At 54.1% G+C, this 24,299-nt stretch carries 22 protein-coding genes; 11 read left to right on the forward strand and 11 right to left on the reverse strand.

Annotated features, from left to right (window positions below; all coding sequences use genetic code 11):
* Positions 1-151 precede the first annotated feature (151 nt).
* The 9 genes from rpmH to FJV47_RS04910 all read left to right on the forward strand — a co-directional run bounded on the left by rpmH (position 152) and on the right by FJV47_RS04910 (position 8,430).
* Positions 152-289 (forward strand): 50S ribosomal protein L34, encoded by a 138-nt coding sequence (rpmH, locus tag FJV47_RS04870; RefSeq protein ID WP_075972541.1) that lies wholly within the window; start codon positions 152-154, stop codon positions 287-289.
* 65 nt (positions 290-354) lie between these two features.
* Complete coding sequence (rnpA, locus tag FJV47_RS04875) at positions 355-708, forward strand: ribonuclease P protein component (protein WP_159610581.1); 354 nt, start codon at positions 355-357, stop codon at positions 706-708.
* A complete protein-coding gene (yidD, locus tag FJV47_RS04880) occupies positions 708-1,085 on the forward strand; it encodes a membrane protein insertion efficiency factor YidD (RefSeq protein WP_159610583.1) in 378 nt (125 codons plus the stop codon). The genes rnpA and yidD overlap by 1 nt, the downstream gene beginning before the upstream one ends.
* A complete protein-coding gene (gene yidC, locus FJV47_RS04885) occupies positions 1,085-2,059 on the forward strand; it encodes a membrane protein insertase YidC (RefSeq protein WP_159610585.1) in 975 nt (324 codons plus the stop codon). The genes yidD and yidC overlap by 1 nt, the downstream gene beginning before the upstream one ends.
* A 2-nt stretch (positions 2,060-2,061) precedes the next feature.
* Positions 2,062-2,589 carry a R3H domain-containing nucleic acid-binding protein gene (locus FJV47_RS04890; protein ID WP_159610587.1) on the forward strand — a complete coding sequence of 176 codons (528 nt, stop codon included), beginning with the start codon at positions 2,062-2,064 and terminating at the stop codon, positions 2,587-2,589.
* A 46-nt stretch (positions 2,590-2,635) separates the two neighbouring features.
* The gene (gene rsmG / locus FJV47_RS04895; RefSeq protein WP_159610589.1) at positions 2,636-3,277 is read left to right on the forward strand and encodes a 16S rRNA (guanine(527)-N(7))-methyltransferase RsmG; all 642 of its coding nucleotides are present in this window, start codon (positions 2,636-2,638) and stop codon (positions 3,275-3,277) included.
* 174 nt (positions 3,278-3,451) lie between these two features.
* Positions 3,452-4,375: a ParA family protein gene (locus tag FJV47_RS04900; protein ID WP_304599219.1), complete on the forward strand. Its 924-nt coding sequence runs from the start codon at positions 3,452-3,454 to the stop codon at positions 4,373-4,375.
* A 192-nt stretch (positions 4,376-4,567) separates the two neighbouring features.
* Positions 4,568-5,767: a ParB/RepB/Spo0J family partition protein gene (locus tag FJV47_RS04905; protein ID WP_159610591.1), complete on the forward strand. Its 1,200-nt coding sequence runs from the start codon at positions 4,568-4,570 to the stop codon at positions 5,765-5,767.
* Between the two features lie 2,450 nt (positions 5,768-8,217).
* Complete coding sequence (locus FJV47_RS04910) at positions 8,218-8,430, forward strand: hypothetical protein (RefSeq protein WP_159610593.1); 213 nt, start codon at positions 8,218-8,220, stop codon at positions 8,428-8,430.
* Between the two features lie 987 nt (positions 8,431-9,417).
* Here the strand turns inward: FJV47_RS04910 and trxA are convergent.
* The 5 genes from trxA to FJV47_RS04935 all read right to left on the reverse strand — a co-directional run bounded on the left by trxA (position 9,418) and on the right by FJV47_RS04935 (position 14,894).
* Positions 9,418-9,741, reverse strand: coding sequence for a thioredoxin (gene trxA / locus FJV47_RS04915; protein ID WP_159610595.1), 324 nt, complete (start codon positions 9,739-9,741; stop codon positions 9,418-9,420).
* A 29-nt stretch (positions 9,742-9,770) separates the two neighbouring features.
* Positions 9,771-10,739, reverse strand: coding sequence for a thioredoxin-disulfide reductase (trxB, locus tag FJV47_RS04920; RefSeq protein WP_159610597.1), 969 nt, complete (start codon positions 10,737-10,739; stop codon positions 9,771-9,773).
* Between the two features lie 100 nt (positions 10,740-10,839).
* Complete coding sequence (locus FJV47_RS04925; RefSeq protein ID WP_159610598.1) at positions 10,840-12,483, reverse strand: hypothetical protein; 1,644 nt, start codon at positions 12,481-12,483, stop codon at positions 10,840-10,842.
* A 127-nt stretch (positions 12,484-12,610) separates the two neighbouring features.
* Positions 12,611-14,371 (reverse strand): murein biosynthesis integral membrane protein MurJ, encoded by a 1,761-nt coding sequence (murJ, locus tag FJV47_RS04930; protein ID WP_235026343.1) that lies wholly within the window; start codon positions 14,369-14,371, stop codon positions 12,611-12,613.
* Positions 14,355-14,894, reverse strand: a complete 540-nt coding sequence (locus FJV47_RS04935; RefSeq protein ID WP_159610600.1) for an NUDIX domain-containing protein — start codon at positions 14,892-14,894, stop codon at positions 14,355-14,357. The genes murJ and FJV47_RS04935 overlap by 17 nt, the downstream gene beginning before the upstream one ends.
* Positions 14,895-15,018: 124 nt before the next feature.
* On the opposite strand from FJV47_RS04935, the gene FJV47_RS04940 reads away from it, so the two are divergent.
* Positions 15,019-16,470: a CCA tRNA nucleotidyltransferase gene (locus FJV47_RS04940; protein WP_159610602.1), complete on the forward strand. Its 1,452-nt coding sequence runs from the start codon at positions 15,019-15,021 to the stop codon at positions 16,468-16,470.
* A gap of 582 nt (positions 16,471-17,052) precedes the next feature.
* The gene (locus tag FJV47_RS16675; protein ID WP_255474742.1) at positions 17,053-17,175 is read left to right on the forward strand and encodes a hypothetical protein; all 123 of its coding nucleotides are present in this window, start codon (positions 17,053-17,055) and stop codon (positions 17,173-17,175) included.
* A gap of 140 nt (positions 17,176-17,315) precedes the next feature.
* Here the strand turns inward: FJV47_RS16675 and FJV47_RS04945 are convergent, their stop codons facing one another.
* The 6 genes from FJV47_RS04945 to FJV47_RS04970 all read right to left on the reverse strand — a co-directional run bounded on the left by FJV47_RS04945 (position 17,316) and on the right by FJV47_RS04970 (position 24,295).
* On the reverse strand, positions 17,316-18,401 hold the full coding sequence (locus FJV47_RS04945; protein WP_159610604.1) for an inositol-3-phosphate synthase: 1,086 nt from the start codon (positions 18,399-18,401) through the stop codon (positions 17,316-17,318).
* 284 nt (positions 18,402-18,685) lie between these two features.
* The gene (locus tag FJV47_RS04950; RefSeq protein WP_235026344.1) at positions 18,686-19,918 is read right to left on the reverse strand and encodes a DUF6716 putative glycosyltransferase; all 1,233 of its coding nucleotides are present in this window, start codon (positions 19,916-19,918) and stop codon (positions 18,686-18,688) included.
* Between the two features lie 8 nt (positions 19,919-19,926).
* A complete protein-coding gene (locus FJV47_RS04955; protein ID WP_235026345.1) occupies positions 19,927-20,940 on the reverse strand; it encodes a hypothetical protein in 1,014 nt (337 codons plus the stop codon).
* An 8-nt stretch (positions 20,941-20,948) separates the two neighbouring features.
* On the reverse strand, positions 20,949-22,295 hold the full coding sequence (locus FJV47_RS04960) for a polysialyltransferase family glycosyltransferase (protein WP_159610610.1): 1,347 nt from the start codon (positions 22,293-22,295) through the stop codon (positions 20,949-20,951).
* Positions 22,292-23,290 carry a glycosyltransferase family 2 protein gene (locus FJV47_RS04965; protein ID WP_159610612.1) on the reverse strand — a complete coding sequence of 333 codons (999 nt, stop codon included), beginning with the start codon at positions 23,288-23,290 and terminating at the stop codon, positions 22,292-22,294. Before FJV47_RS04965 ends, FJV47_RS04960 begins: the two co-directional genes overlap by 4 nt.
* Positions 23,291-23,401: 111 nt before the next feature.
* Positions 23,402-24,295: an N-acetylneuraminate synthase family protein gene (locus FJV47_RS04970; protein ID WP_159610614.1), complete on the reverse strand. Its 894-nt coding sequence runs from the start codon at positions 24,293-24,295 to the stop codon at positions 23,402-23,404.
* Positions 24,296-24,299 lie beyond the last annotated feature (4 nt).

Raw genomic sequence — 24,299 nt, forward strand, 5'->3', positions numbered from 1 at the left:
TTAGTCCTGTGTGCTTCATTTGCGACTTGCTCATTTTCGAAGAGCCCGCGAAATACGCGCACATTTTATAAGTTACGAGCGTCAACTTAGTGGTCTTGGTTAGATAGTCCACGGGTAGTGCGCATCATCTACATCGTCTTGGAGTGTCACCGTGAGCAAGCGGACTTTTCAGCCAAACAACCGTCGTCGTTCGAAGAAGCACGGTTTCCGTCTTCGTATGCGTACCCGTGCAGGTCGTGCCATCCTTTCGGCACGTCGCGGCAAGGGCCGTACCGAACTCTCAGCATAAATTTGCGACTCAGCTGTTGGCTTCATGATCTCAACGAGCTCAACTAAAGAGCTGGTTGAAACATCATGTTGCCAAAGAATCAGCGACTGCGCTTAGCGCAGGACCTAACAGTCACAGTACGTTCCGGCGTCCGAAGCGGACGCCGGAACGTCGTGCTATATGCACGCCGCCGCGAAACCGATGAGGTTGTGGGGGACCGGTTTGGATTCATAGTTTCCAAGGCTGTTGGTATTGCTGTTAAAAGGAATCTCGCCAAACGACGGATGCGAGAAATTGCCCATGAGCTTCGGCGAACACACGGCGATGTTGACGTTGTTATACGCGCACTTCCTGGTGCCTCGGAACTTTCTTGGGACGAACTTCGTTCCCAAATCAACGCATCATTTTCAGCTGCGTTACGAAAGCTCGAGGATCGCTGATGCGTAAAGATTCAGCTCCCCGCACTGGTTTGCTGTGGTTCATCATTGATATTCCACGCAACACTGTCATCGGGTTGCTTAAGATTTACCGAAAAATCATCTCGCCCTTATATGGCGATGTATGCCGATACTTTCCTAGCTGTTCTGCCTATGGGCTCGAAGCAGTGACTCAGCACGGTGTTGTTAAAGGTGCCGGACTGACCACTTGGCGAATCCTTCGGTGCAATCCGTGGTCTCACGGGGGCGTCGATCATGTTCCTGAGGGACCGAGGATTTGGCCAGAAGGCAAACTGCCGAGGATCATAGTTCTGAATCATCCTGTGATTCCCGACGATGAAGACGCCGCGGAAAGCGGCCGCAAGGAGCTCGACCACTGATGAACAACTTTCTAGACACCATACTGACTCCGTTTACTTACGCGGTGTCGTGGGTTTTGTGGGCTTTCCACGAACTGTTCACCAAGATTGGGATGGATGAGGGTTCAGGTGTTACCTGGACTCTGTCGATCATCTTCCTTGTGTTGCTGATTCGTACCTTGCTGATTCCAGTCTTCGTCAAGCAGATCAAGTCGCAGCGCGCCATGCAGGCCCTGCAGCCGGACCTGCGTAAGCTTCAGGCTAAGTACAAGGGTAAGACCGACCAGATGTCGCGTCAGGCCATGGTGCAAGAACAGCAGGCGCTGTTCAAGAAGCACAAGACTAACCCGCTGTCCTCGTGCTTGCCTCTGTTGATTCAGATGCCGTTCTTCTTCGCGCTGTTCCGCGTGCTGAATAACGCTTCCCACGCTAGTGAGAACCATCAGTCAGTTGGTGCTCTGTCTGTTGACAACATCCGTAGCTTTGATAGCGCTCAGATTTTTGGCGCTCCACTGTCTGAGACGTTCCTAGGCACCTTCAATTCGGGACACACCAACTGGTCCGTAGTCGTCGTGGCTATCATCATGATCCTTGCGATGATTGCATCTCAGTTCTTCACCCAGCGTCAGCTGATGACAAAGAACATGAGCAAGGAGGCCCTCGAAGGCCCGTTCATGCAGCAACAGAAGATGATGCTGTACATCCTGCCTTTGGTCTTCGGTATTGGTGGTATCAACTTCCCAATTGGTGTTCTGATCTACTGGACCGCTACCAACCTCTGGACGCTGTGCCAGCAGTTCTGGGTTATCCGTAACAACCCAACCCCAGGTTCTCAGGCAGAGCGCGAACTGAACGCTCGCCGTGCAACCAAGGGCTTGCCTCCAGTAGGCGTAAAGAAGGAAGATGCAGCCGCAGCTGCCGAAGCCGCAGCAGAGCAGGCTGCTAAGGGTCAGCGCGAACAGCCAAAGCGTAACAACCGCCGGAAGAAGAAGTAGCGATGACTGCAACAGAGAATATCGACGCACCAGCCCTAGAAACTCAGATCGAGGATGAATCCGAAGTTCTCGACGAGGGTGAAGTCGCTGCAGACTATCTAGAAGAACTTCTGGACATAGCTGATCTCGATGGCGACATCGACATTGAGATCCGTGGCGGGCGTACCTACATTTCGATCCTTACCGAGGACGCCGATACTTCACTCAATAGCCTCATCGCCGACAAGGGCGAGACCCTCGACGCGCTACAGGAGCTAACCCGCCTGGCTGTTCTTACTGCCACTGGTGAGCGTTCCCGTTTGATCCTAGACATCGCAGGCTACCGTTCGGACCGTGCAGACCAGCTGAAGAAGATGGCTGAAGAAGCTATTGACACTGCTCGTTCAACCGGAGAAAAAGTACACCTGGACCCGATGAGCGCGTACGAGCGTAAGCTCGTACACGACGTGATTGCCGATGCAGGACTGCACTCGGAATCCGAAGGTGAATCAACTCGACGCCATATCGTTATTTCGGTACTGGACAGCTAAGCTACATCGCGCGTAAGCGTGCTGATCGACCTAAAGGACCATGACCATGACTGAGGATCTCAGCCTTACTGCAGAAGAGACACTAGCCGCTGAAAAGATCTTCGGCGATCGACTGGATCTCGCCAAGCGCTATGTCCAGCACTTGGCCACCTCAGGTATTGAACGTGGACTGTTGGGTCCCCGCGAGGTTCCGCGCTTGTGGTCCCGCCACGTGCTTAACTGTGCCGTGATCGAATCAGTCATTGAGCATGACGTCGAGGTCGCCGACGTGGGCTCTGGAGCGGGCCTACCAGGTCTTTGCCTAGCTATCGCTCGACCGGACCTAAAACTGACGCTCATCGAACCACTCGAGCGCCGTTGCATCTGGCTCTCCGAGGTTATCGATGACCTTGGCTTGGATAACGTCACGGTGATGCGTGGTCGTGCAGAACAGATGGTTGACGCAGTTAACGCGAGCTACGTGACCGCACGCGCCGTGTCGGCCCTGACTAACCTTGCCGGTCTGACGATCCCTCTGTTGCACGGTCAAGGTCAGCTCATCGCCATTAAGGGCCGCTCGGCTGCTGAAGAGATTGATAAAGCTTCCAAAGCCATCCGTAAGCTCGGTGGCAAGGAAACGGAAGTTCTCACCGTTGGTGGAGAATTCCTCGCAGAGCCAACTACGGTGGTTCGCATTAAGGTTGGCTAGCCCAACGCGATAGTCTGTTAAATAGTTCTTGGTTGTTATCAATGGATTTCACGTGAAACGCGTGAATGAAGTTGCTTAACAAACTGAATAACTTGTTTTGAATGTTTCACGTGAAACATTGTCGATGTAACCATGAATATAGGCTGCATCAATTCACGAGGAGGAGTTTTACCTGTGTCCAAGACTAAGAGCTCGTCGGATAGTGCTTTTGACTTCAGTGACTCGTCCTCGCCGCTGGCTTCACAGATAGCTAGCGAACATCGTCGTCGTGAAGCTTTGGAGGCCCGCACGGTGCCAGCTCCTGATAAGACCCGCTACTTCACTATTTCAAACCAAAAGGGTGGGGTCGGCAAGACCACAACTACCGTTAACCTGGCTGCTGCTCTAGCTCAGGGTGGTATGAATGTGCTGGTGATTGATATTGACCCACAGGGCAACGCATCAACGGCCCTTGGCATCGAACACCATTCTGAAGTAGACAGCATCTACGACGTGCTAATCAACGATCTTCCATTGTCTGACGTTGTGGCTACCTGTCCAGACCTTCCATCACTGCAGGTCGCTCCGGCCACGATTCACTTAGCCGGCGCAGAGATCGAACTAGTTTCCCTCGTGGCTCGTGAACAGCGCCTACAGCGAGCCCTGGACGATTATGCACGTACCCGGCAGCGTGAGGGTCTTCCACGTCTTGATTACGTGTTCATTGACTGCCCACCAAGCTTGGGTCTTCTGACCGTCAACGCGTTTGTTGCTGCACGTGAAGTGCTCATCCCAATCCAGTGCGAGTACTACGCATTGGAAGGACTGAGTCAGTTGCTGAAAAACATTGAGATGATTCAGAAGCATCTCAACTCTAAGCTGACCGTTTCGACAATTCTGTTGACCATGTATGACGGCCGAACCAAACTGGCTGCGCAGGTGGCTAATGAGGTTCGGGAGCATTTCCCGGAGCAGGTCCTTGAAGCGGTGATCCCTCGTTCAGTACGTATCTCGGAGGCTCCAAGCTACCAGCAGACGGTCATTACCTACGATCCAAACTCCACTGGCGCACTTTCATACAAGGAAGCAGCCCAAGAGATGGCAGAGCGCGGAGCGTAACCAGCCTTTGAGCACCCACGGGAATCTACGTAGATTTACGTGTCATATCACTTGTTTTTAGTCTTCATTTTTTGCAATTGGACACAAGTCTAAGACTTACCGTAGGATCTCGCGCGCGCATCCTGTATGTCGGTTTAAAAACACGTAGACTAGTCTCGGCTGAATGTTCGGACGAAAGGGCGTGCAATTAACATGGCAGAGAAGAAGCGTGGATTGGGTAGGGGACTAGGTGCTCTTATCTCGAGCTCGCCTGTCACTGAAATTGCCGAGGAAAAAGTGGATGTTTCACGTGAAACATCGAACCCAGAGCCTAAGGCAAGCGCGCCACAGACTAAGTCCGCACGTCCTGTAGACATGTTCTTTGAGCCGGGGCGTAAAACCTCTGCACCCAAAACAACTGCTCCAGCCGCTAGTAAGACTACTAAGAGGCCTCGAGCTACGATGCCTGGCTTGAACACCACACTGTCACCTAAGCCTGCGACAGAGAAGCCGCAGGTGGAACAGCCACTGAAGAAGGTGGAGTCAAAGAAGGAAACTCCATCTGTCACTCCTGATGAATCTTCTGACTTGGTCGAGGTTCCCGGTGCAAAGTTTGCGGAACTTGATGTAACACTAATTCACCCCAACCGAAAGCAGCCACGAACCAATTTCGATCAGGAGCACATGGATGAACTCATCCACTCCATCCGTGAAATTGGCCTGCTGCAGCCGATCGTTGTTCGACCCTCACGCGAGGCAGACGACGCCCCATATGAGTTGGTCATGGGTGAGCGCCGTTGGCGTGCGACGCAAGCTGCCGGACTCGATACCATCCCAGCGATTATCCGTGATACTCAGGATAACGACCTTCTAAGGGATGCGTTACTTGAAAACTTGCACCGCTCGCAGCTCAACCCACTCGAAGAAGCTGCTGCATATCAGCAGTTAATGGATGAATTTGATTGCACTCAAGAGGTACTTTCTGAGCGAATCGGTCGCTCTAGATCGCAAATTTCCAATACAATTCGACTCATGAAGTTGCCTCCGCTTGTACAACGACGTGTAGCGGCCGGCGTCCTTTCAGCAGGGCACGCAAGAGCACTGTTGGGGCTGTCTAACAACGAAGCAATTGAGCAGTTGGCTCAGAGAATCATCAACGAGGGCCTTTCTGTTCGCGCGACGGAAGAAGCAGTAGCGCTCAGTGATGACAAGCCAAAGAAGGCGACTAAGAAGGCTCGCGAGACTCAGCGTAACGAGCGATTGGATTTCTTGGCCACATCCCTGGCTGATCGCTTAGATACTAACGTAAAGATTCAGCTTGGATCGCGTAAGGGCAAAGTCAGTATCGAATTCGCCTCTGTTGAAGACCTCAACCGCATCATGCAGGTAATTGATCCGGAAATGAAGCAGTAATGGAGCAAAGAAGGGCGTATGTTTCACGTGAAACATGCGCCCTTCTTTTTCTTGACTCAATGTTTCACGTGAAAAATAGGAAAGCATAAACATGTCACGGGCGGGTGCGGAGATGCCACTTCAAATGAGATGAGATGACGATCTAGACGGACTAGTCAGATTCCTCATGCACGCGGAAAGTTCCACACGGAATCATGCACTACAGGAGCTAACTGCTATGCCTAAGAACAAGCATGTGAGGGATATCCGATTAAGACGAGTACTCGTTTCACGTGAAACATTTGCTGACAACGAGAGCTTGATCTGTATGTTGAGCAGAAGCCGCATAAGTAATCTGTTGCGAGACTGTTCGATGGGAGAGTAGGCAGGGGACCGGCGCCTTTGATTCTCTCGCTTCTTTCATTGGGATCTCATGTCTGTATTCACCATAGCGGTCTGATGAAGTGTCGCAATTGGCATGCTGCACTTGCTGACCGTGGGACCCAATGAGGTCTGTTATTGATCTAAGAGACCATCGCAAAATTGTCGGTCCGTCAGCTGTCTATGGCAGATGACTGTTGATCACAAAGCCACATGTTTCTTTGATTGCGTCTGGTGTAGGGGAAGGTGACACAAATGTCGTAGTTGGCGTAGGCGAGCGTGGCGATAGGTGAATCCCTAGCATCTTGGATTAGGGCCAGCCTGATCAACACAACACACGATCAATCAATTTTCCGCTTCGGCGCCCACCAAATGACATGATGATATTGCCATCAGGCTCACATGTAGTGCCAGCAGCGTCAGCGGCGTTCACTGTTCGAGCTCATGTATCAGTTCATCTATGATTGTGCCGAAGAATCTTATCTGCAAAGTAGTGGGACTCCAGACTTCATGCCTCTATTCCGCAAGAACGGCCAGTCGAACACTTAGTGCTGTCATACGCCGTCGCGTTTTGCATGAAGGAACATACAACATAGAGTCAGGCCAGAGCCCTATCAAACAAAGTGACCAGACAAAGTCTACGGCGGGGGAGTGGTATTGAACGGCAACGAGACGAGGCTTGACTCCAATCGAAGAGCAGCGAACCAGCCACTGTGCTGTGGCCCCTCTTGAGCACAAATGCTAGCGACTCCTAACGCGGAGCATGCTCGACCCAGTCCTGACAAAGGTTCTGCCGTCGTTGATGAACCATTAAATTGGAAACAAGACTGCTCCCACTGATTTCTAAGGCGCCAGACGGTATCTGTTCTACATCAGTGCCGATGTCTCTCTGATTACTGTTTTGACCTAGTGTGCCGCGCTGAGAATCTGTCTAGAACCTCAGGAATAAAGTTCAGCATGCACGGCCAGGTGTCTAAACGGAATTAGGCCCCAAAGCGTGTGACGGTAATAGGTGTTCGTCCTGACAGCCTCTCCGGGAGTCTACCTGGATCAAATTAGGGATCTGCGTTTGGGTGTCTATTCTCAACCAGTGACGTTGTTTCACGTGAAACACTCGGTGCAAACAGGGGTGGATATTATGATCAGCGAATGAAGACGCTCATATCAAAATACACGGTTCTGACGTATCCAGACATCGAGCCTATAATCCGGCAAATCGGTATCCCCGAAACTTTGACAACGGTCATAACCTGCGGCTCAATCCGTAAACGTTCGTGGCTATTTGATGAACTACATCAGGACTAGCAGGCGAAATCTGAGAAGCAGAAACATTTTGACCAGTTGCCTGTCTAGATTCGCATGTTCTCTTCACTCCACAGATGAAAAACCGTTGTTACCATCTACAAGAAGTGACGCGCATGTTTCACGTGAAACACTAAACTTACGAAGTTGCTGAGCATCGGGTTTCTAGACAGAGACAGTAGTTTCACGTGAAACATCTAAGCGCCTAAACGGCGTAACCAGCTTCGTATACGCATCACGACACAGTTCGAATCAAGAATGAACAAGATGCCGCATAATTCGTTCCGCATCCGTGACTTGCTACGTTCTCAGCTAACGATAGGTGTACTTGGACCGCAATATACTTGCTGCTAACAGACATCGGGTTCACTCATTCGGATCACTTCCAAGATCCGATATGAGTAAGAAGCAGCAGTAGGTATTTCCTTGATGATGCGGGCATGCCTCGGTAGACGCTCCTGAGTCGTGAGTGTACACATCGCGGACAGATTGGGGCAGCGGCCCGCTTACTCTAGATAGAAAGCGTCTCACAAGCGCATATAGGCCGCTGAGAGGACCCTCTGGCCCATCATTGCCTACAAGGTCACTCGTAGTCCTAAACCAGCCCTGAAGAGCCTCGTAGGGGAGTGTGGCGAGCCGGCAGAACGACTAGCGGCTAGTAACATCCGCTACAGGCTTTTGAAACTGGTCTAGACAGCCAATGAGCACGGTAGGACCCATAGATAAGCAGCAGATAATCCGAAAAGATAGTTCGATCTTGCGATTCAAGTGCTTACACAAGGCAGAAAGTGACTGCTTTGAAACTCAAAAAGGATGCACTGGGACAGCAACAAAAGTGGCGCGAATTCCTTGTTAATTTGAACTCACTGGCACTTAGAAACCAGAAGATCGCAAGACTGACCGCGACCATAAACGGCGGCGATGTGCCGCCAAGCCATTGCCTGCCCATGGGCCAGATAGATTCGTTTAGCGGCCACCCAAAGCTTAGCGAGGCTAAATGATGAGGGTTGACCCGGAGTGTTTGGACGCAACGTACTCATGGGCATTCGAAGTTGGGGAGTTGCACCGTCAAGGACGGGTAACTGGGCCAAACAGATGCACATGTGTATTGGCGAACTGAACTTGTTTTGATGTGAAAACGAGAGCTGACGATCTTACCGAAATATCAGGAAGCAGATAGAAATGGGGATCTGAGATAAAGAACAGTCATCTCCCGATATCAACGATAGAAGATAGTCCGTGTTCTCCTGACCGTACGGGTGTGTTAATGACTTCGACGATCCGGCCATGGGCGGCTGAAGAACGGGGGAACGATTATTCCGCATGCCCTGCATCTGGTGGAGTCTGACTCCACAGCAACAGCCTCGTCTTTATTCTTGGAAGAGAACCGATGACAGAATTCGAGTATGCGGCTGCGTGATCGTTCACAATTCAGCGGAACTTGTAACTTCCTTCTTTCTATGCAGATTACTGACAGTGAGGAGTTGTACAACACTTGCTGTTAACGGCAGAGAGTTTAAGTGATCTCCGCAGAGGAGTGACTGTGAGAGGGGAGTGCGGCTAGGCCTGGGACGATCATAGTCGAGTGTCGGCGAGTGGCCTTCGTGGCCTTCAAGCAGAAACCAGGCATCCGGACGATTCGATGCTGCAGCTGCTGGGACAAGAAATGCTGTGCACCTGTTCATGGCCTTAGTTCTTCGGGCCTAGCCGCCAATAGAAAATGAACGAGTTAGTGGCACACCGAGCAGGCAGTAGGTTGTCGCCAGCGGAGGGAACCGAAAACGTCGTGTTCAGTGATGAAGGAGGCAGAATTTCGTTTCTTAGTTTTAAAACAAAGGAAAAAGTTTTCTTATAACTTCTCGTTCTCCAAATCGACTTCAGGATCAGGAACTTGTTGACCCTAACCCTAGGTAGGGTCTGTAAAGCAGTGAAGAAACGAATGGAGGGACCGGCCGATGGCCGATCCCTCCAGAAGTGAAGCTAATGACTTACAGGTAGTCTGCGAAGTCCTTCTCGATGACAGCCTTTGGCTTGGCACCGATCGAGGTAGCTACGTGCTCGCCACCCTTGAAGACATAAACAGCAGGGATGCTGGTGATGCCGTACTTAGCGGCAATGCCCTGGTTTTCATCAACGTTGATCTTTACAACGTCAACCTTTTCAGCGTGCTCTTCAGCAATCTGATCCAGTACTGGGCCCAGCTGGCGGCAAGGGCCGCACCACTCTGCCCAGAAATCGACGATGACTGGCTTGTCGGCATCCAGAACTTCGCTCTGGAAGGTTGCTTCAGTTACTGCTTTTGCGTTGCTCATGAGAGACAACCCCTTTCTGAGAAATCTACTTAGACGGTAGCTGCGGTTTCGGTGGTGATGTTGGCCAGGTAGTGCTCTACGTCCTGCGCAGCAGCGCAGCCGGAGCCGGCCGCGGTGATGGCCTGGCGGTAGGTGGAATCGATGACGTCGCCGGCGGCAAAGACGCCTGGCAACGAAGTCTTCGAGGTACGTCCGTCGACAGCAATGGTGCCTTCAGCAGTGAGCTCGAGCTGATCCTTGACCAGATCTACTCGTGGATCATTGCCGATAGCAACGAAGATGCCGGTGACGTCCAAGGTGCTTTCGGAGCCATTGACGAGGTTCTTCAGAGCGATGCTCTCAACCTTATCGGTGCCGTTGATTCCGACAACCTCGGAGTCCCATACGAAGTCAATCTTCTCGTGGGCTAGGGCGCGGTCTGCCATGATCTTCGAAGCACGCAGCTCACTGCGGCGGTGTACAACGGTGACCTTAGCAGCAAATTTGGTCAGGAACAGTGCCTCTTCCATCGCAGAGTCGCCGCCACCGATGACGGCGATGTTCTGCTCGCGGAAGAAGAAACCGTCGCAGGTAGCGCACCACGAGACGCCGTGACCGGACAGGCGCTTCTCGTCCTCCAGGCCAAGCTCACGGTATGCAGAGCCGGTGGAAACGATCACAGCGCGGGCGCGGTAGACGGTGCCGTCGGCCAGCGACAGGGTCTTGATATCGCCCTTGAGATCCATCTCAGTGACGTCGTCGAACAAGATCTCGGCACCGAAGCGCTCAGCCTGCTTCTGCAGGTTGTCCATCAAATCTGGACCCATGATGCCCTCTGGGAACCCTGGGAAGTTTTCCACCTCGGTGGTGTTCATCAGTTCGCCACCAGCGGTAACCGAACCTGCGATGACCAATGGTTTCAGGTTCGCACGGGCGGTGTAGATTGCAGCGGTGTAACCCGACGGGCCGGAACCGACGATGATTACGTCGCGGATTTCGTCGTTCTGTGCTGAAGTCACGGGGATAGAACCCTTTCGTCCTAAAATTGCGAGGTGGATAGCGAGGCTTTAGCTCACTATCCACCTCAACGTATGGCTTTGCTAAAAAATTCCGCTACTGTTACTTGGCGGAGAATTCACCGATTTGCAGACCAAATGGTCGCGATGAGTTGCTTCCCGACGCCTTGCGCGGCAGGTCGGTGACATCGAGGAAGACGTAGGAGCCTTCCATGGACTCCTTATCACCATCGGTCACTGCTACGGAGACCGATGGGCCGGAGAATGAACCCTTGGCTACGGACTTTGCATCCCCGAGGTCATCGGAGTCGCCAACAAGGATCTCGTAGTCGCCACCCGTGCCATTGAGACCTTCCAAGTTCACCTCGGAGATGTCGGACTTGTCCTTGAGCTCGAGGATAAAGACCATATTGGAGGCGAAACCACCGAAGTTGCTGGTGGTGTAGGTGAAGGTGTCATAGGTGCTGGACACGTTACCGTCGATCATGTTGGTTAGCGAGCTGTCGGTCTGCGCGTTCAACTGCTGGTTGCCGGGAACCAAACGGGAAATATCGGAGATCTCCGGTTTAGCTAGGGCAGGTTCGCTGGATTTCTCCGGCTTGGCTGAATCTGACGGAGCGGCAGACTGTTGAGGTTCGTTTGAGTTATCTGCGGTGGTGTTCTTGTCGCCACCGAGGAAGTTAAAGGCGAAGACTACCGCGATGATCAACACGATCAGCAGCACAGCGCCAACCAGAATTCGGGTGCCCTTGGAGGTGGAATCCTCTTCCTGGGTATTTGCCTGTGTCTGGTTTGGGGCCGAGACGTTCTTGGCAGCAACGGCTGCGGCACCTGCCGCCGCAGCGGCGCCAGCAGCACCGGCAACACCCTTCTTCTTGGCGGGGTCCTGCTCGGCCTTTGACTTCTGCTTGTCTTCAGCTGGCTGCTTGTTGGACTGTGCAGGCTTGCTTGCCGAGGCGGCTGCAGCTGCAGCTGCAGCTGCGCCGGCTGCCTTAGGCTTCGAAGAATCTGGTTGAGCATCCTGTGGCTTAGCGGCCTTAGGTGCCTCACCCTTGGACTGGGCTGCGGCATCAAGGGCCGCGGTGGCGGTGACGTTTGGCTCGTCATCCTGATCATTCAGACGCGTAACAGCTGGCTGATCCTGGGTGGATGGCTGCTCGGAATCGGTGACCGGATGTGCGGTGGTAGCTGGAACCTGGTCATGAGGAGCGGTCTGGTCCGAAGGTTGCCCCTGGGACTGATCGTGGTTTTTCTTACCGAAGCGGTTCTTCAGTCCTGCAAAGCCGCTGGAGAAGGCGGTGCCGAACTTATTATGCTCTGGAGCGACCTCGTACTGGTTCTCGTCGTCGTAGGACTCTGGGGCGTCAGCACGGGTGATACCAAAAATCTCGGTGCCCAGGGTGTCGGTGAAGAACGGTTCAACGTACGGTGCGTCGTCGGATTCGAGAACAAGATCCAGCAGGTCCGAGGACCGTGCCACGTTGGCTACGAGGTAGCTGTGGTTGGTGTCGGTGATGCCAAGGTCTAGGACCTGGACGTTGGAGGCGCGCTCACCCATAGCGATTTCGCGGGCGCTGGCGGCCAACTGGGAGGAGTTTTCGGCCGAAGCAACCATGATGCTCACGGAGCGGTTGAGTACCTGGTCAATGCCGGCGAGCACCAAATCACCTTCAGCTGATGAAAGGACGGTCTCGGTGACCTGGTAACGGCCGCTGAGGACAGAGCCGACATCGATTGGCTGCGCCACGTGCATCTCCAAGGGTTGATTGTTCTTCGGTAGCAGTACTAGAGACCACCACCTGTCATGTTACCTGTCTGCGGGGTCGATTTGGTGCCAATTTTGCGCAGAATCACTGGCAAGTTTCACTGGATCTTTAGCTCTTGAATCCAGGGATTCTGCGAAGGATCGGACCGAGGAAGCTATCGAGCTCTGGGACCTTGGTTTTGTGCAGTAATCCGATGTAGACAACACCCATGGTTCCGGCCACTAAGATGATCGAAATTATGGCGTTTATCAGTGAGGAGTAGGCGAATCCGAAGCTGAATCCACCCAAGAGCCACAACACCAAAGAACCCACAACACCGGAGAGCGTAGCCATCCAGCCAATGCGAATGTAAGTGTCTATTACGGAGTTCACGTCGTAACCACCGTAGCGACGTTTGACCAGGAAGTGGGTGCCGATGCAGGACAGGACGTTGGTCAGCCCGTAGATGAAAGCGATGGCCGCAGCGATGTGCATGGGATCTACCACGGCTGCTGCGGTGAAGGCCAAGACCAAACCTAGCCCAGCGGTAGCGGACTGGATCAGCATCGGGGTACGGGTATCTTCTTCTGCGTAGAACACGCGCAGCATGAAGAACTGCAGAGACTTAAACGGGAGCCCCAGAGCGGTAAGGACCAAGAGCTGGCCCAGTGCTCCGGCAGCTTGTGCGGCGTTTTCCGAGGAGCCAGCGAAGAGGCGACCCAGTGGCCCGGCCAACACGATAAACACGATGGTGCAGAAGACGATGGGGATGGCCGTGGAGCGCATGCCGCGGTTGAGCAACTGGCCCACATCCTTGTAGCGCTTTTCGGTAAAGGCGCGAGCAAAGTCATTAAAGAGCACCGTGGCCACGGTCAGCGCGAACAGCGAGTGGGGCAAAACGGTGATCAGCTGCGAGGTGTTTAGCGCATATTCGCCGGCCACCGATGCGGCTTGTTCGGGGGACATTGAGGCGCGGGCGGCGGTAGCACCGGAAACGATTTTGGAGTACAGCAGCGAGGAGAGGTTGCCGATGACCATGGCGCCCAGGGTCCAGATGGCCAGCTTTCCAACGTGGCGTAGGCCCATGCCGCGCCAGCCGAAATCGAAGTTCAGCTTTAGCCCGACCTTCTTCAGCGGCCAGAACAGTACAAAGGCCTGCAATACGATGCCCAGGGTCGCACCCCCGGCAAGCCACATGGTCTTGAAGGCACTCCAATTTTCCATCGGATCGCCCGAAGAATAAGCGCCGAAGGTCAGGATGAACGCCCCAATGACCAGTAGCTGAATGATGTTGTTCACCGCCGGGGCCCACATGAAGGCGGCAAATCGTCCGTTGGCGTTCAGCACCTGGCCGAGCACCGCGTAGAGCCCGTAGAAGAAGATTTGCGGCAGGGACCAATAGGCGAAGGCCGTGCCGAGCATGATCATCGGTTCGGTCCAGTTATTGGTCAGCGCGATAATCAACGGTCTGGCGCACAGGGTGAGAATCAGGGTCAGCGCGCCCATCACGACTACTACCAAGGTCAGCAGTTTCGAGGTGTAGGCAGCGCCCCGGTCTTTGGCCTTGGAAGCCTTGATGAGCTGTGGGATCAGCACTACGTTGAAGACGCCACCGGCCAGCAACATGTAGATGATCGTTGGGATGACGTTGGCTTTTTCGAAGATGTCGGCCACCGAGGTGACCGAACCAATGGCCATCGCCAGCATCGCGGTGCGTACAAAGCCCAGCAGACGCGAAACCATAGTTCCCGAAGCCATCAGGGCGTACACCTTGGAGCGGGAGCGACCCTGCTGGCTATGAAGCTCTACAGGAGGTTCGGCGACTAAGTCCACGGCCCCGGTCATTGGCTGCTGATCGGAGCCCGCAGAAGAATTAGGAACCTGAGACATGCTTTGTAAGAACCTCGCGTGCCAGATCAGCGATCCGGCGTTCGTTAGGGAAGGACAGGCGTTTGCCTAGGGCCTCAAGGGGCACCCAAGCGACATCGACGGCCTCATGATCGGGATCATTTTCGATCGTCAGATGTCCGCCGGTGGCTTCCAGCAGGAAATGGTGCACGGTCTTGTGCACCCTGTAGTTGGTCACGGTGAACCAGTAATCGACCGAACCCAACGGGGCGAGGATTCTCCCGGCGATGCCGGTCTCTTCCTCGATTTCGCGGATGGCTGCTTCCTCGTTGGTTTCTAGTCCCTCGGGATGTCCCTTGGGCAGGCACCACTCGAGCCGGCCACCACGGTTGTACCGGGCGATAATTGCGACGGGAAGTTTGGGTGCATTAAAGTCGATCACGATGCCGCCGGAAGAGACTTCTTCCACCGTTGGCAAGCTTGTATGACCGCCAGTTGCCTGCGCACGAGCCATTGACGCAGTCAATGGGGTGCGCTTTGGGGCAGACGGGATCGGTCGGTTCATGGATCCACTCTATCGAGAAAGTAGCCTGCTTCGCTTTATCGACGTGGACAAGTAAGTTATATCGCAAGTGATTTCAACGCATTTTCAAACATTTTGCCCAGATTTCTGGCACGCTTAAGTAACTATGCATGCACTTCCCTCACCTGACGTATTGCGTCAAATTCTGCCCGCGGTCATTTTCGATCTGGCTGACCGTTTTGTGTCGGCGGGCCACGAGTTGTCTTTGGTGGGTGGACCGGTCCGAGATCTCTACTTGGGTCGGGTTTCCCCAGACCTAGACTTCACTACTAGTGCGCGCCCCGAAGAAACCATCAAGGTGATCTCTGGCTGGGCCGACAATGTCTGGGATGTAGGTCGAGAGTTCGGCACGATCGCATTCAAAAAAGGTGAACACACTTTAGAAGTGACCACCTATCGTGCTGATGCCTATGACAGCCAGTCGCGTAAGCCGATTGTTGCCTTTGGCGATAACCTCCGCGATGATCTGTTCCGCCGCGATTTCACCATGAACTCGATGGCGTTGCGTTTGCCTGAGCTTGAGCTTGTGGATCCTTTTGATGGGGTCGCCTCATTGACCGATCAGTCGATCCGTACTCCGGGTGCTCCTGATATTTCCTTCTCGGATGATCCGCTACGCATGATGCGTGCTGCTCGTTTTGCCTCCCAACTGCAGATCGAAGTCAGTCCAGAAGTTCGCCAGGCAATGAGCGAAATGACCGATCGTATCGAGATCATTTCTGCTGAACGTGTGCGTGATGAACTGGTGAAGCTCATCAACGGAGCGGATCCGCGGGCGGGTATCAACTTGTTAGTTGAGACCGGTCTGGCCGATAAGGTATTGCCCGAAGTTTCAGCGTTACGCCTGGAAATTGACGAGCACCATCGCCACAAGGATGTGTACCAGCACTCGTTGACCGTGCTGGAGCAGGCCGCCGCGATGGAAACCGATCAAGACGGCCCGGTCCCAGGTCCTAGCTTCATTCTGCGCTTTGCCGCGTTGATGCATGACATTGGCAAGCCCGCCACCCGCAAATTTGAACCCAATGGCGCGGTGTCTTTTCGCCACCACGACGTTGTAGGTTCCAAAATGGTCAAGGCACGCATGCGTGCTCTGCGCTTTGATAAGGACACTACAAAGGCTGTGGCTCGCCTGGTTGAGCTGCACATGCGCTTTTATGGCTATGGCGAAGCCGGGTGGTCGGACTCTGCTGTGCGCCGCTATGTCACCGACGCAGGAGATCTGCTGGAGTATTTGCACCGTCTGACGCGTTCGGATGTCACCACGCGCAATCGCAAGAAGTCGGATCGGCTTGCCTTTGCCTATGATGATCTTGAGGCACGTATTGCGCAGATAGCTGAGCAAGAGGAACTGCAGTCGCTTCGTCCAGATTTGGATGGCCAGCAGATCATGGGCATTCTGGGGATCAAGCCAGGCCCGGTGGTTGGCCGTGCCTACAAGTTCTTGCTCGAGCTGCGTCTGGACGAGGGTCCGCTGGGTGAACAAGCTGCTGTTGAGCAACTGAAAGCTTGGTGGAGTGAGCAGCCTGAGTCTCAAGAAGCTGCTACCGAAGAGTAACGCCTGACAAGTCTCGAAGCACGAATAGCACCCGGCATCCGCATGGACCGGGTGCTTTTTCGTGCTCGAAAAAAGTTCTTAAACTTTTTGCGGTAATCAGTGGCGCGGCCTGAGCTTTCCATGTAAACTAAAGACTGTGATTGGGAAGTCTCAATGAGACTTGCGGATCGATAAAACTTATTAGCGGGCCCCATGACTACTCATGGCTGGCCATCAAGAGATTTTAGGAGGTGGAGAAACGATGAATATCAATCGAGATATTTCAACTCATCGCGCATCGCGAACTGGCGGCGGCTTTATGTCAGCCGGCAATCTCGGCGTTGTCTCTCCAACCTCCGGAACAGTGGATTTCTAGCCTACGGTGATCCCCACCTAAGTTCCTGAGGTTGAAAGTCAGTAATCGACTCCCACCCTTAGGAACTTTTTCATGTCTAGCCTTCTGTTTTCCTCATCCGCCCAACAGGCAGTTCGTACCTCGGAACTAATCTTCGCTGGTCCCGAAAGCCTGAAAGCTCGCGCCATCTCCACTACGCGACAAGATCTTCCCACCCCTTCGAACGTCTGCGAAGGGAGTGAAAGCAAATGAAAAAGCGTCAATCAAGTCGTAAGTTGAAAAACCTCGACAGCACCGAATTCAACCGTCGCCTGCGAGAGCATGAACTGAAGAACCACGTGCCGGTAGAGATGTACCTGCGTATTCGCTGATCCGAGACAACGCCATTACCGTTGTCCATCAATTGAATAAGAGGTACTCAGTATGAACTCGCATATTAACGCCAAGAGGCCCGCCAGCCTGCAAGCCGGCGGGCTTCTCCGCGTCTAGGGTTATTTTGACAGCAGAGCGTTTAGCGCTCGAGGTCTCCGCGAATGAAAGCTTCAACCTTGTTGCGCGCGGTCTCATCGTCGTACTGCTCAGGTGGAGACTTCATGAAGTAGCTCGAGGCAGACAAGATCGGGCCACCGATGCCACGATCAAGTGCGATCTTCGCGGCACGTACAGCGTCGATGATGACACCTGCAGAGTTTGGTGAGTCCCATACCTCAAGTTTGTACTCCAGATTCACCGGAGCATCACCGAAGTTGCGTCCCTCCAAGCGCACAAAGGCCCACTTCCGGTCATCTAGCCAGGCGACATAGTCGCTGGGGCCAATATGAACGTCATCAGCACCCAAGGCAGCTGAGGTGTTTGAGGTCACCGCTTGAGTTTTGGAGATCTTTTTTGATTCCAGACGATCGCGCTCAAGCATGTTCTTGAAGTCCATATTGCCGCCAACGTTCAGCTGGTAGGTGCGATCGAGCACGACACCGCGGTCTTCGAATAATTTCGCCATCACACGGTGGGTGATAGTAGCGCCGATCTGGCTTTTGATATCGTCGCCAACGATCGGAACGCCGGCGTCAGTGAACTTCTGTGCCCATTCTGGGGTGCCTGCGATGAAAACTGGCAGGGCATTAACGAATGCGACTCCTGCATCAATAGCGCACTGTGCGTAATACTTGGCGGCCTGCTCGGAACCAACCGGCAGATAGCAAACCAGCACGTCTACCTTGTTGTCTTTCAGCTGCTGAACAATGTCTACAGGTTCAGCGGCTGACTCTTCGATGGTCTCGCGGTAGTACTTTCCGAGGCCGTCGAGGGTGTGGCCACGCTGAACTTTCACACCGGTGCTTGGAACGTCGGCGATCTTGATCGTGTTGTTTTCACTGGCCAAGATTGCTTCTGAAAGATCTAGGCCAACCTTCTTGGCATCAACGTCAAAGGCAGCAACGAACTGAACGTCGCCGACGTGGTACTGGCCGAACTGCACGTGCATAAGACCAGGCACTGTGGAATCTGCATCCGCATCTCGGTAGTACTCGACGCCTTGGATCAGTGAAGTGGCGCAGTTACCTACGCCGACAATGGCGACGCGGATCGGGTTTGCTGACACATGAGCTCCTCATTGAGATGTATTCGTATTTGGGACTTCTGGGCGCGCCAAAGGAAGACCTTCGCACTAGCCCCTGATGTTCATAAGCTGAAGAAGGTCCAAAACATTCCCAATCAGCGAAACTTTACGTTGGATTCTTTCCCACAGAACAGCCAAATACTTGTTTGTTGACGCTAACGTGCATCTGCGGGTCACAAAGGTGTATAAGAGCAAAATAGTTATTACTCATGACTATTACCTTGAGTCTAAGTAATATCGTATGTCATGTGTAAACAAGCAATTACCTATGACAGGGTTCTAGCCCTACTGCCGTGAGACTTCTGAAAGCCACGACGAATCTTTAACAGGACCTTGACCAACGGCGTTGGCAGGGTTGTCCGCAACCGATGGCGCAGGGGCTGGCGACGAATGAAAGCCAAAATCTCTGGGTCAGTGCGTAACTTGCCAGCACGTGCTCGTTGGGCCAAGACCTCGAGCGACTGAATGAAGCTACGGTCCATGCGATGGAAGTAGTTTTCCCGCAGCCACGCCTTGCTAGGCTCACCAAAGTTTTGGGCGACAACATCATCTAGAGTCCCGATGATTCCCGACGCAGTAAAAACGGTATTGATCATCTGCGTGCTGACACCAAAATCGGAGAGCACCATGGTCGGTAATCCACGATCAATAGACTCCAAAGCCGCGGTAGACGACACGGTGAGCAAGGCACTGCCCGGAACTAGCGCTTCACTCATAGAACCAGTGTCAAAGCGAATCTTTGATTCTGGGCTGATCAATTTCTGAGCCTGCAGGTTCTCGAACAGACTGTCATAAGGGTAGTTCTCCATGTGAGTCTGTGGTTCACCTGCTTTGGCACGAAGCTTGATTAGGACCTCGAGACCCGGATTCATCTGGCTGGCTTTTTCCAATGCCAACAAGATCGATTCACGCTGTTGCTCAGTTTCCGGCACCTTGGCCTGCGGAGCAAACACCAGTCGGTTGATCTGTCGCTCTTGGGCCGGAGGGAAGCCGGCGGAATTCAGAAACGGTAGCTTGCTGACCATGATGGTCGGCTGGTGCCCCTCATGTAGCTCCGTCATGTAGGAAAAATCGCGAGCTTCGGCATGTGAATGGCAAATAAAAGCATCGCCAGCCCGACGATAGTTCCACCCCTTCTTGGTTGCAGGGTAAGCGACCCCGGGCAACGCAGAAATCAAAGCAGTACGCCGGCCAGCGACCGGTTCGGTACGCAGTATCCGAGAATAAATCTCAGCAACGACTGGACCAGTGGCCGAAGCAAAAACAACATCTTGCTCAACAGTGTCGGCGTTCAGCGCAGAAAGCTGAATGACCGTCAACGCTGAGGGATCTAAATCAGTTCCTTCGAAGGCTGCAGCAATTTGTTGCTCTGTGGGCATCACCGGGGTGCGCGCCAAATAAATCTTCCGGTCCCATTCAGGGCCTAGACGGTGCAAGAAGCTTGTCGCCAGTTTCAGATAGGAATCTGAATCGGCAATAGCAAGAATTGAGGGTTTCATTAGTGGCTTCACACCTTCAACGAACTGGATAGGTGCTCACGAAGCGCGAGTTCGGTATCGTCGGTCCACCAGTGCTCCGGGACAGCCTGTGGGTAGAGGAAGCGAGCATCGGAACCCAACAACAAGCGCAGGGACGGGATGACGGTGGATGGCAGTGCACGGATCTCTTGACCTGGGCGGAGCACCCGTAGTCGCATTTCAATGGGCACCGTGTGTTCTTTGAGCACTACTTGATCAATTTTTGAGATCTTTTCGAGCAGCTCAGGGATTTCACGACGATGTGGGAAGTAGGCAACAGGGCCTTCGGCGGCAATCTGTTCTATCCACTGCAGGTAGGGACGTTCGTGAATGAGTTGATCGGCAACCATGGCTGAACCGATTAGCAGAGTTGGTTCGGTGAAACTTTCCGCCACCGGTTGGGTCGCGAGCCATTCGAACTTGTGCTGAGCAAACTTGATGCCCAATGCGTCCATCTTCTGACGTGTTGGCGGATCCACAAAAAGCGCCGAAACAATCAACAGTCGCTCTTCACGCGCTAGCTGACGCAGACGATGCCAGGTGGCAAGCCCCATAGCTTTGCGGGCAGCTGAGTTGTTGGCTCGAGCGCGCACCAGTGGCACGGGGGTGTCGCTGACCAGCTGTTTGATCAAGGCTAGGGTGGCTAGTCCGTCATCGATAATGATGATTTCCTTGGCCTTGACTCCAGCAAGCAGACTGCGTTGCACCTTCCCGGAATATGCGTCTCCGGTGACATATCGGTCCGAAGAGCTCTTAGGGTGCGGTGGCTTTCGTGCGGCCGGTTCAAAGTGAACTCCGGCCGGGGCATGTGCCAACAAGGCTTGGGTGGTGGCTTCCAGCGGCATCCCTAATCGAGGCACGACCCGGATATCTGTGCCGAGTAGCCCTGCCGCATGTGTTTCGACGGCAGAGAGCAACTGTAAAGGGGATTCAACCCACACATGCGCCGTGCCAAATCGAGGCCGCGGAACTTCGTGGGTATCATGCTGGGTTAGTTTCATCATGGTCAGGGTCATTTTGCCAGTCGGCCCAGGGATTTGGACAATTTATCGAGCCTCTTCGAACCCCTACGTAGAACTTTGCGGGAGGCTCCGCGCACCTTGGAGGGTAGCGAGCGCTTGGAAGAAGCCAAATGCACGTAGCGTGGGGGCAGATCCAACTTGGTAATGCGACGACGTTTGAAGTGCTCGGAGAATCCGAGGTAGTTCTCGGTCAAAAACTCTTCGGCTGTTTCTCGCAATTGTGGTAGTTGAGCAGGTTGCATGCAATAGGCCACGGCAGCGAGTAACTCCGAAAGCTGGTCAGTATCTTCTTGGTGCGCCGGCGCTGGGATGTCCTGAACGAACAGAGCATGAATGATCGAGAGCGGAATACGATTCGAATTCTCATAGGGAGCCAACGCCTGGAGCATCATGGCGGTACCCACGGCGTGGACTTCGGTATCAAGAATGTATCGGGCAGTGGCTAGACCGGTGGAGAAACACGAGATGACCACCTGAGGTCGTACTGAAGCGATCACTGTTTCTGCTAGATGATCGGTTTTTAGTAGTCGGAAATCTAGCCCCATTTCAGCGCCGACCGTAGCTAAGCGAGCCGCTGAGGTGGCGCTGGCTGAAGGGTGGGCCTTGAACAACACCGAGGTGATGCCACGGTTTACAGCTTCCTGAAGCATTTGCACGTGTAGAGCAAATTCCTCTTCCGAATCCATCAGTCCTAGTGATCCGAGATATTGGCCAAGGATCAGGGCGGAGGATGCAGGCAAATCAAAGTGGGCGTCTACTGCCAGCTCAGTGAAAACCTGCGCCAACTGCTGGGCGTGCAGTTCTTTGCGTTCCGGTTCGAATTCGGCCAAGAGGTGAGGAGCCAGGCCGGGAACCAAATCAACATGGATGGTACCCATCAGGCGCTGACGCAGCGACAGCGCCAACTTAGACCGGGTTGGACCGTAGGACATTAGCCCATCCGAGTGAACCCACAGTTGGGCGTCGAAGAAAATTCTGGCCAGCGCTCGGGCCGGGTTGACCTGGATCGATTCCAGAACCAAGGTCAATGGCCCATCACCCAGGTCCCACGCTTGACGCAGCAAGCGCTCAAAAATGTGCAGCTCATCTTCACGTGGATTGAATTGGAAAGGCCGGCGCGGGGCCAGCAGCGCGGCGAAATCCACCACGCGGTCAAAGCGGGCGGCCAGTTTAGTGAAGCCGGGAACCTGATCCAACGGAGTCGTCAGTTCCGGAATCTGGGAGCCATTTACTAGCACCAAAACGTGCTCATCTGCCTCGGGTAGCAGTCCTGCGTCGGCCATCGCGGCCAAAGAAGCGAGCTGGAAGTAGCTGCTGGCTTCAATCAGTGCGATCACTTGCTCACCCCGATCTTTCCAGGCTGGAGGTAGGAAAGGATGTGCCGGCGCCGGGCAACATCCATTTCCAGGACTACTTGGTGGGCAACGCCATGATCGATGTCGCTGAAGATTTCACGCAACTGTTGTTTGATCGTCAGCCGCACCTGCGGTGGATAGTTTTTCGAACGCTTCTCATGGTGGCACACGATCGCGAAAAACTGGCGCAAAGCCTTAGGCAGATGGCGGGCAGAATCTGGGTGTTCGCGCACCGCGGCGAGTACCTGCTTGTAGGCCTGAAGGAAGCCGAGCTGACGTTCGTCAAAAACTTGGCTCAGTGAACTTGGCAGACCCCGACGGTAAAACACGCTCGGTGAGGAGATGACCGCATAGCGTGAGGTGTCCAAATGTAGCTTCCAAATCCACGGACGATCCTCGGCAGACTGCAGCTGCTCATCAAAGTAGAAGCATCCGATGCTTTGCATTAGCTCGGTGCGATACATCCCGGCCCACGAGTAAGGGTAATCCACCATGGAAGGTGAATCGATAGGTTCGATGTCGTCGGCAGGATTAAGTACAACGCCACGTAGCGCCTGCGGAGCACGGAACATCACCCGGGCGGTACCGGTGACGCGCACGTGGTCGCAGCGGACAAAGTCCACGTGCAAGTTGTGCAAGGTATTGGCTAGGGTGGCCAGGTGCTGCGGGCCGTACCAGTCATCTGGGTCTAAGAAGGTGTAGAACTCGCCGGTGAGTTCTTTCAGCGCGATATTGCGGGCGGCCGATACCCCGACGTTTTGCTCGAGCTCAATCAGTTTGAGCCCAGGTACTTGATCGATGTAGGACCGAACGAGGGAGGCGGTAGCGTCGGTGGAAGCATCGTCGACCACGATCACTTCCATCTCCCAGTCGCCCAGTTGTTGCCTCGATAGGGAAGCCAGTGCGTCGCAAATGTACGCTTCCTGGTTATAGGCCGGGATGACCACGGAGATGCGGCCAGGGATCGGGCTGGTCATAACGAGACTGGCTTCCTTTGCTTGGTGCGGGGCGATGAAGGGAAAACTAATGACACTCGGCGGCCGGACCGTGAAGGTTCGGCCGCCGAGAAATCACGGTGTGAACTGAACTTATGCGTCGACGCGGCGCAGACGGCTCAGCGGTGCCAGCTCGCCTGGGAAGACCTTCTTCACGCCGTCACCCATGGCCTGCTCGAGGATGCGGATGTCGCGGATCAGCGACTCGAAGCCCTTTGGCTCCAGCGACGAAGCCTGATCCGAACCCCACATGGTGCGATCCAGGGTGATGTGACGCTCTACGGTCACGGCGCCCAGTGCCACAGCAGCTAGCGAGATCTGCAGGCCGCGTTCGTGGCCCGAGTAGCCCACTGGGACCTGGTAGCGGTCGCGCAGGGTTTCGATCATGCGCAGGTTGGCTTCTTCTGGAGGCAATGGGTAGGTGGAGGTTGCGTGCATCATGACCAGCTTGGAGGTACCCAGGGTCTCCACGGCCTTGTCGATCTGCTCGATGGTGGACATGCCGGTGGAGAGGATGATTGGCTTGCCGGTTTCTGCCAGTGCCTTGAGCAGCTCAATATCGGTGACCGAGGCGGAAGCTACCTTGTGGGTGACCGCACCCTGCTCTTCCATGAATTCCACCGAAGGAACGTCCCATGGGGAAGCGAAGGCGTGCAGGCCCTTAGACGCGGCGTAAGAGATGAGCTCCTTGTACTGAGCCTGATCGAACTCAACGCGGTAGCGGTAGTCCAGGTAGGTCATGTCGCCCCATGGGGTGGAACGGATCTTGTCACGCATGTCGGTTGGGGTGGAGATTTCCGGGGTGCGCTTCTGGAACTTCACCGCGTTGGCGCCGGCTTCAGCCGAAACGTCGATCAGCTGCTTTGCGATTTCGATGTCACCGTTGTGGTTGATGCCGATTTCGCCGATGACGTAGACCTGCTGGCCAGCGCCAAGCAGGGATTCGCCGATAGCAACTGGCTTGATGTCGGTGTTCACGGAGGTCATTAGA

Source organism: Glutamicibacter sp. JC586, from assembly GCF_009805585.1.
Taxonomy (GTDB): Bacteria; Actinomycetota; Actinomycetes; order Actinomycetales; family Micrococcaceae; genus Glutamicibacter.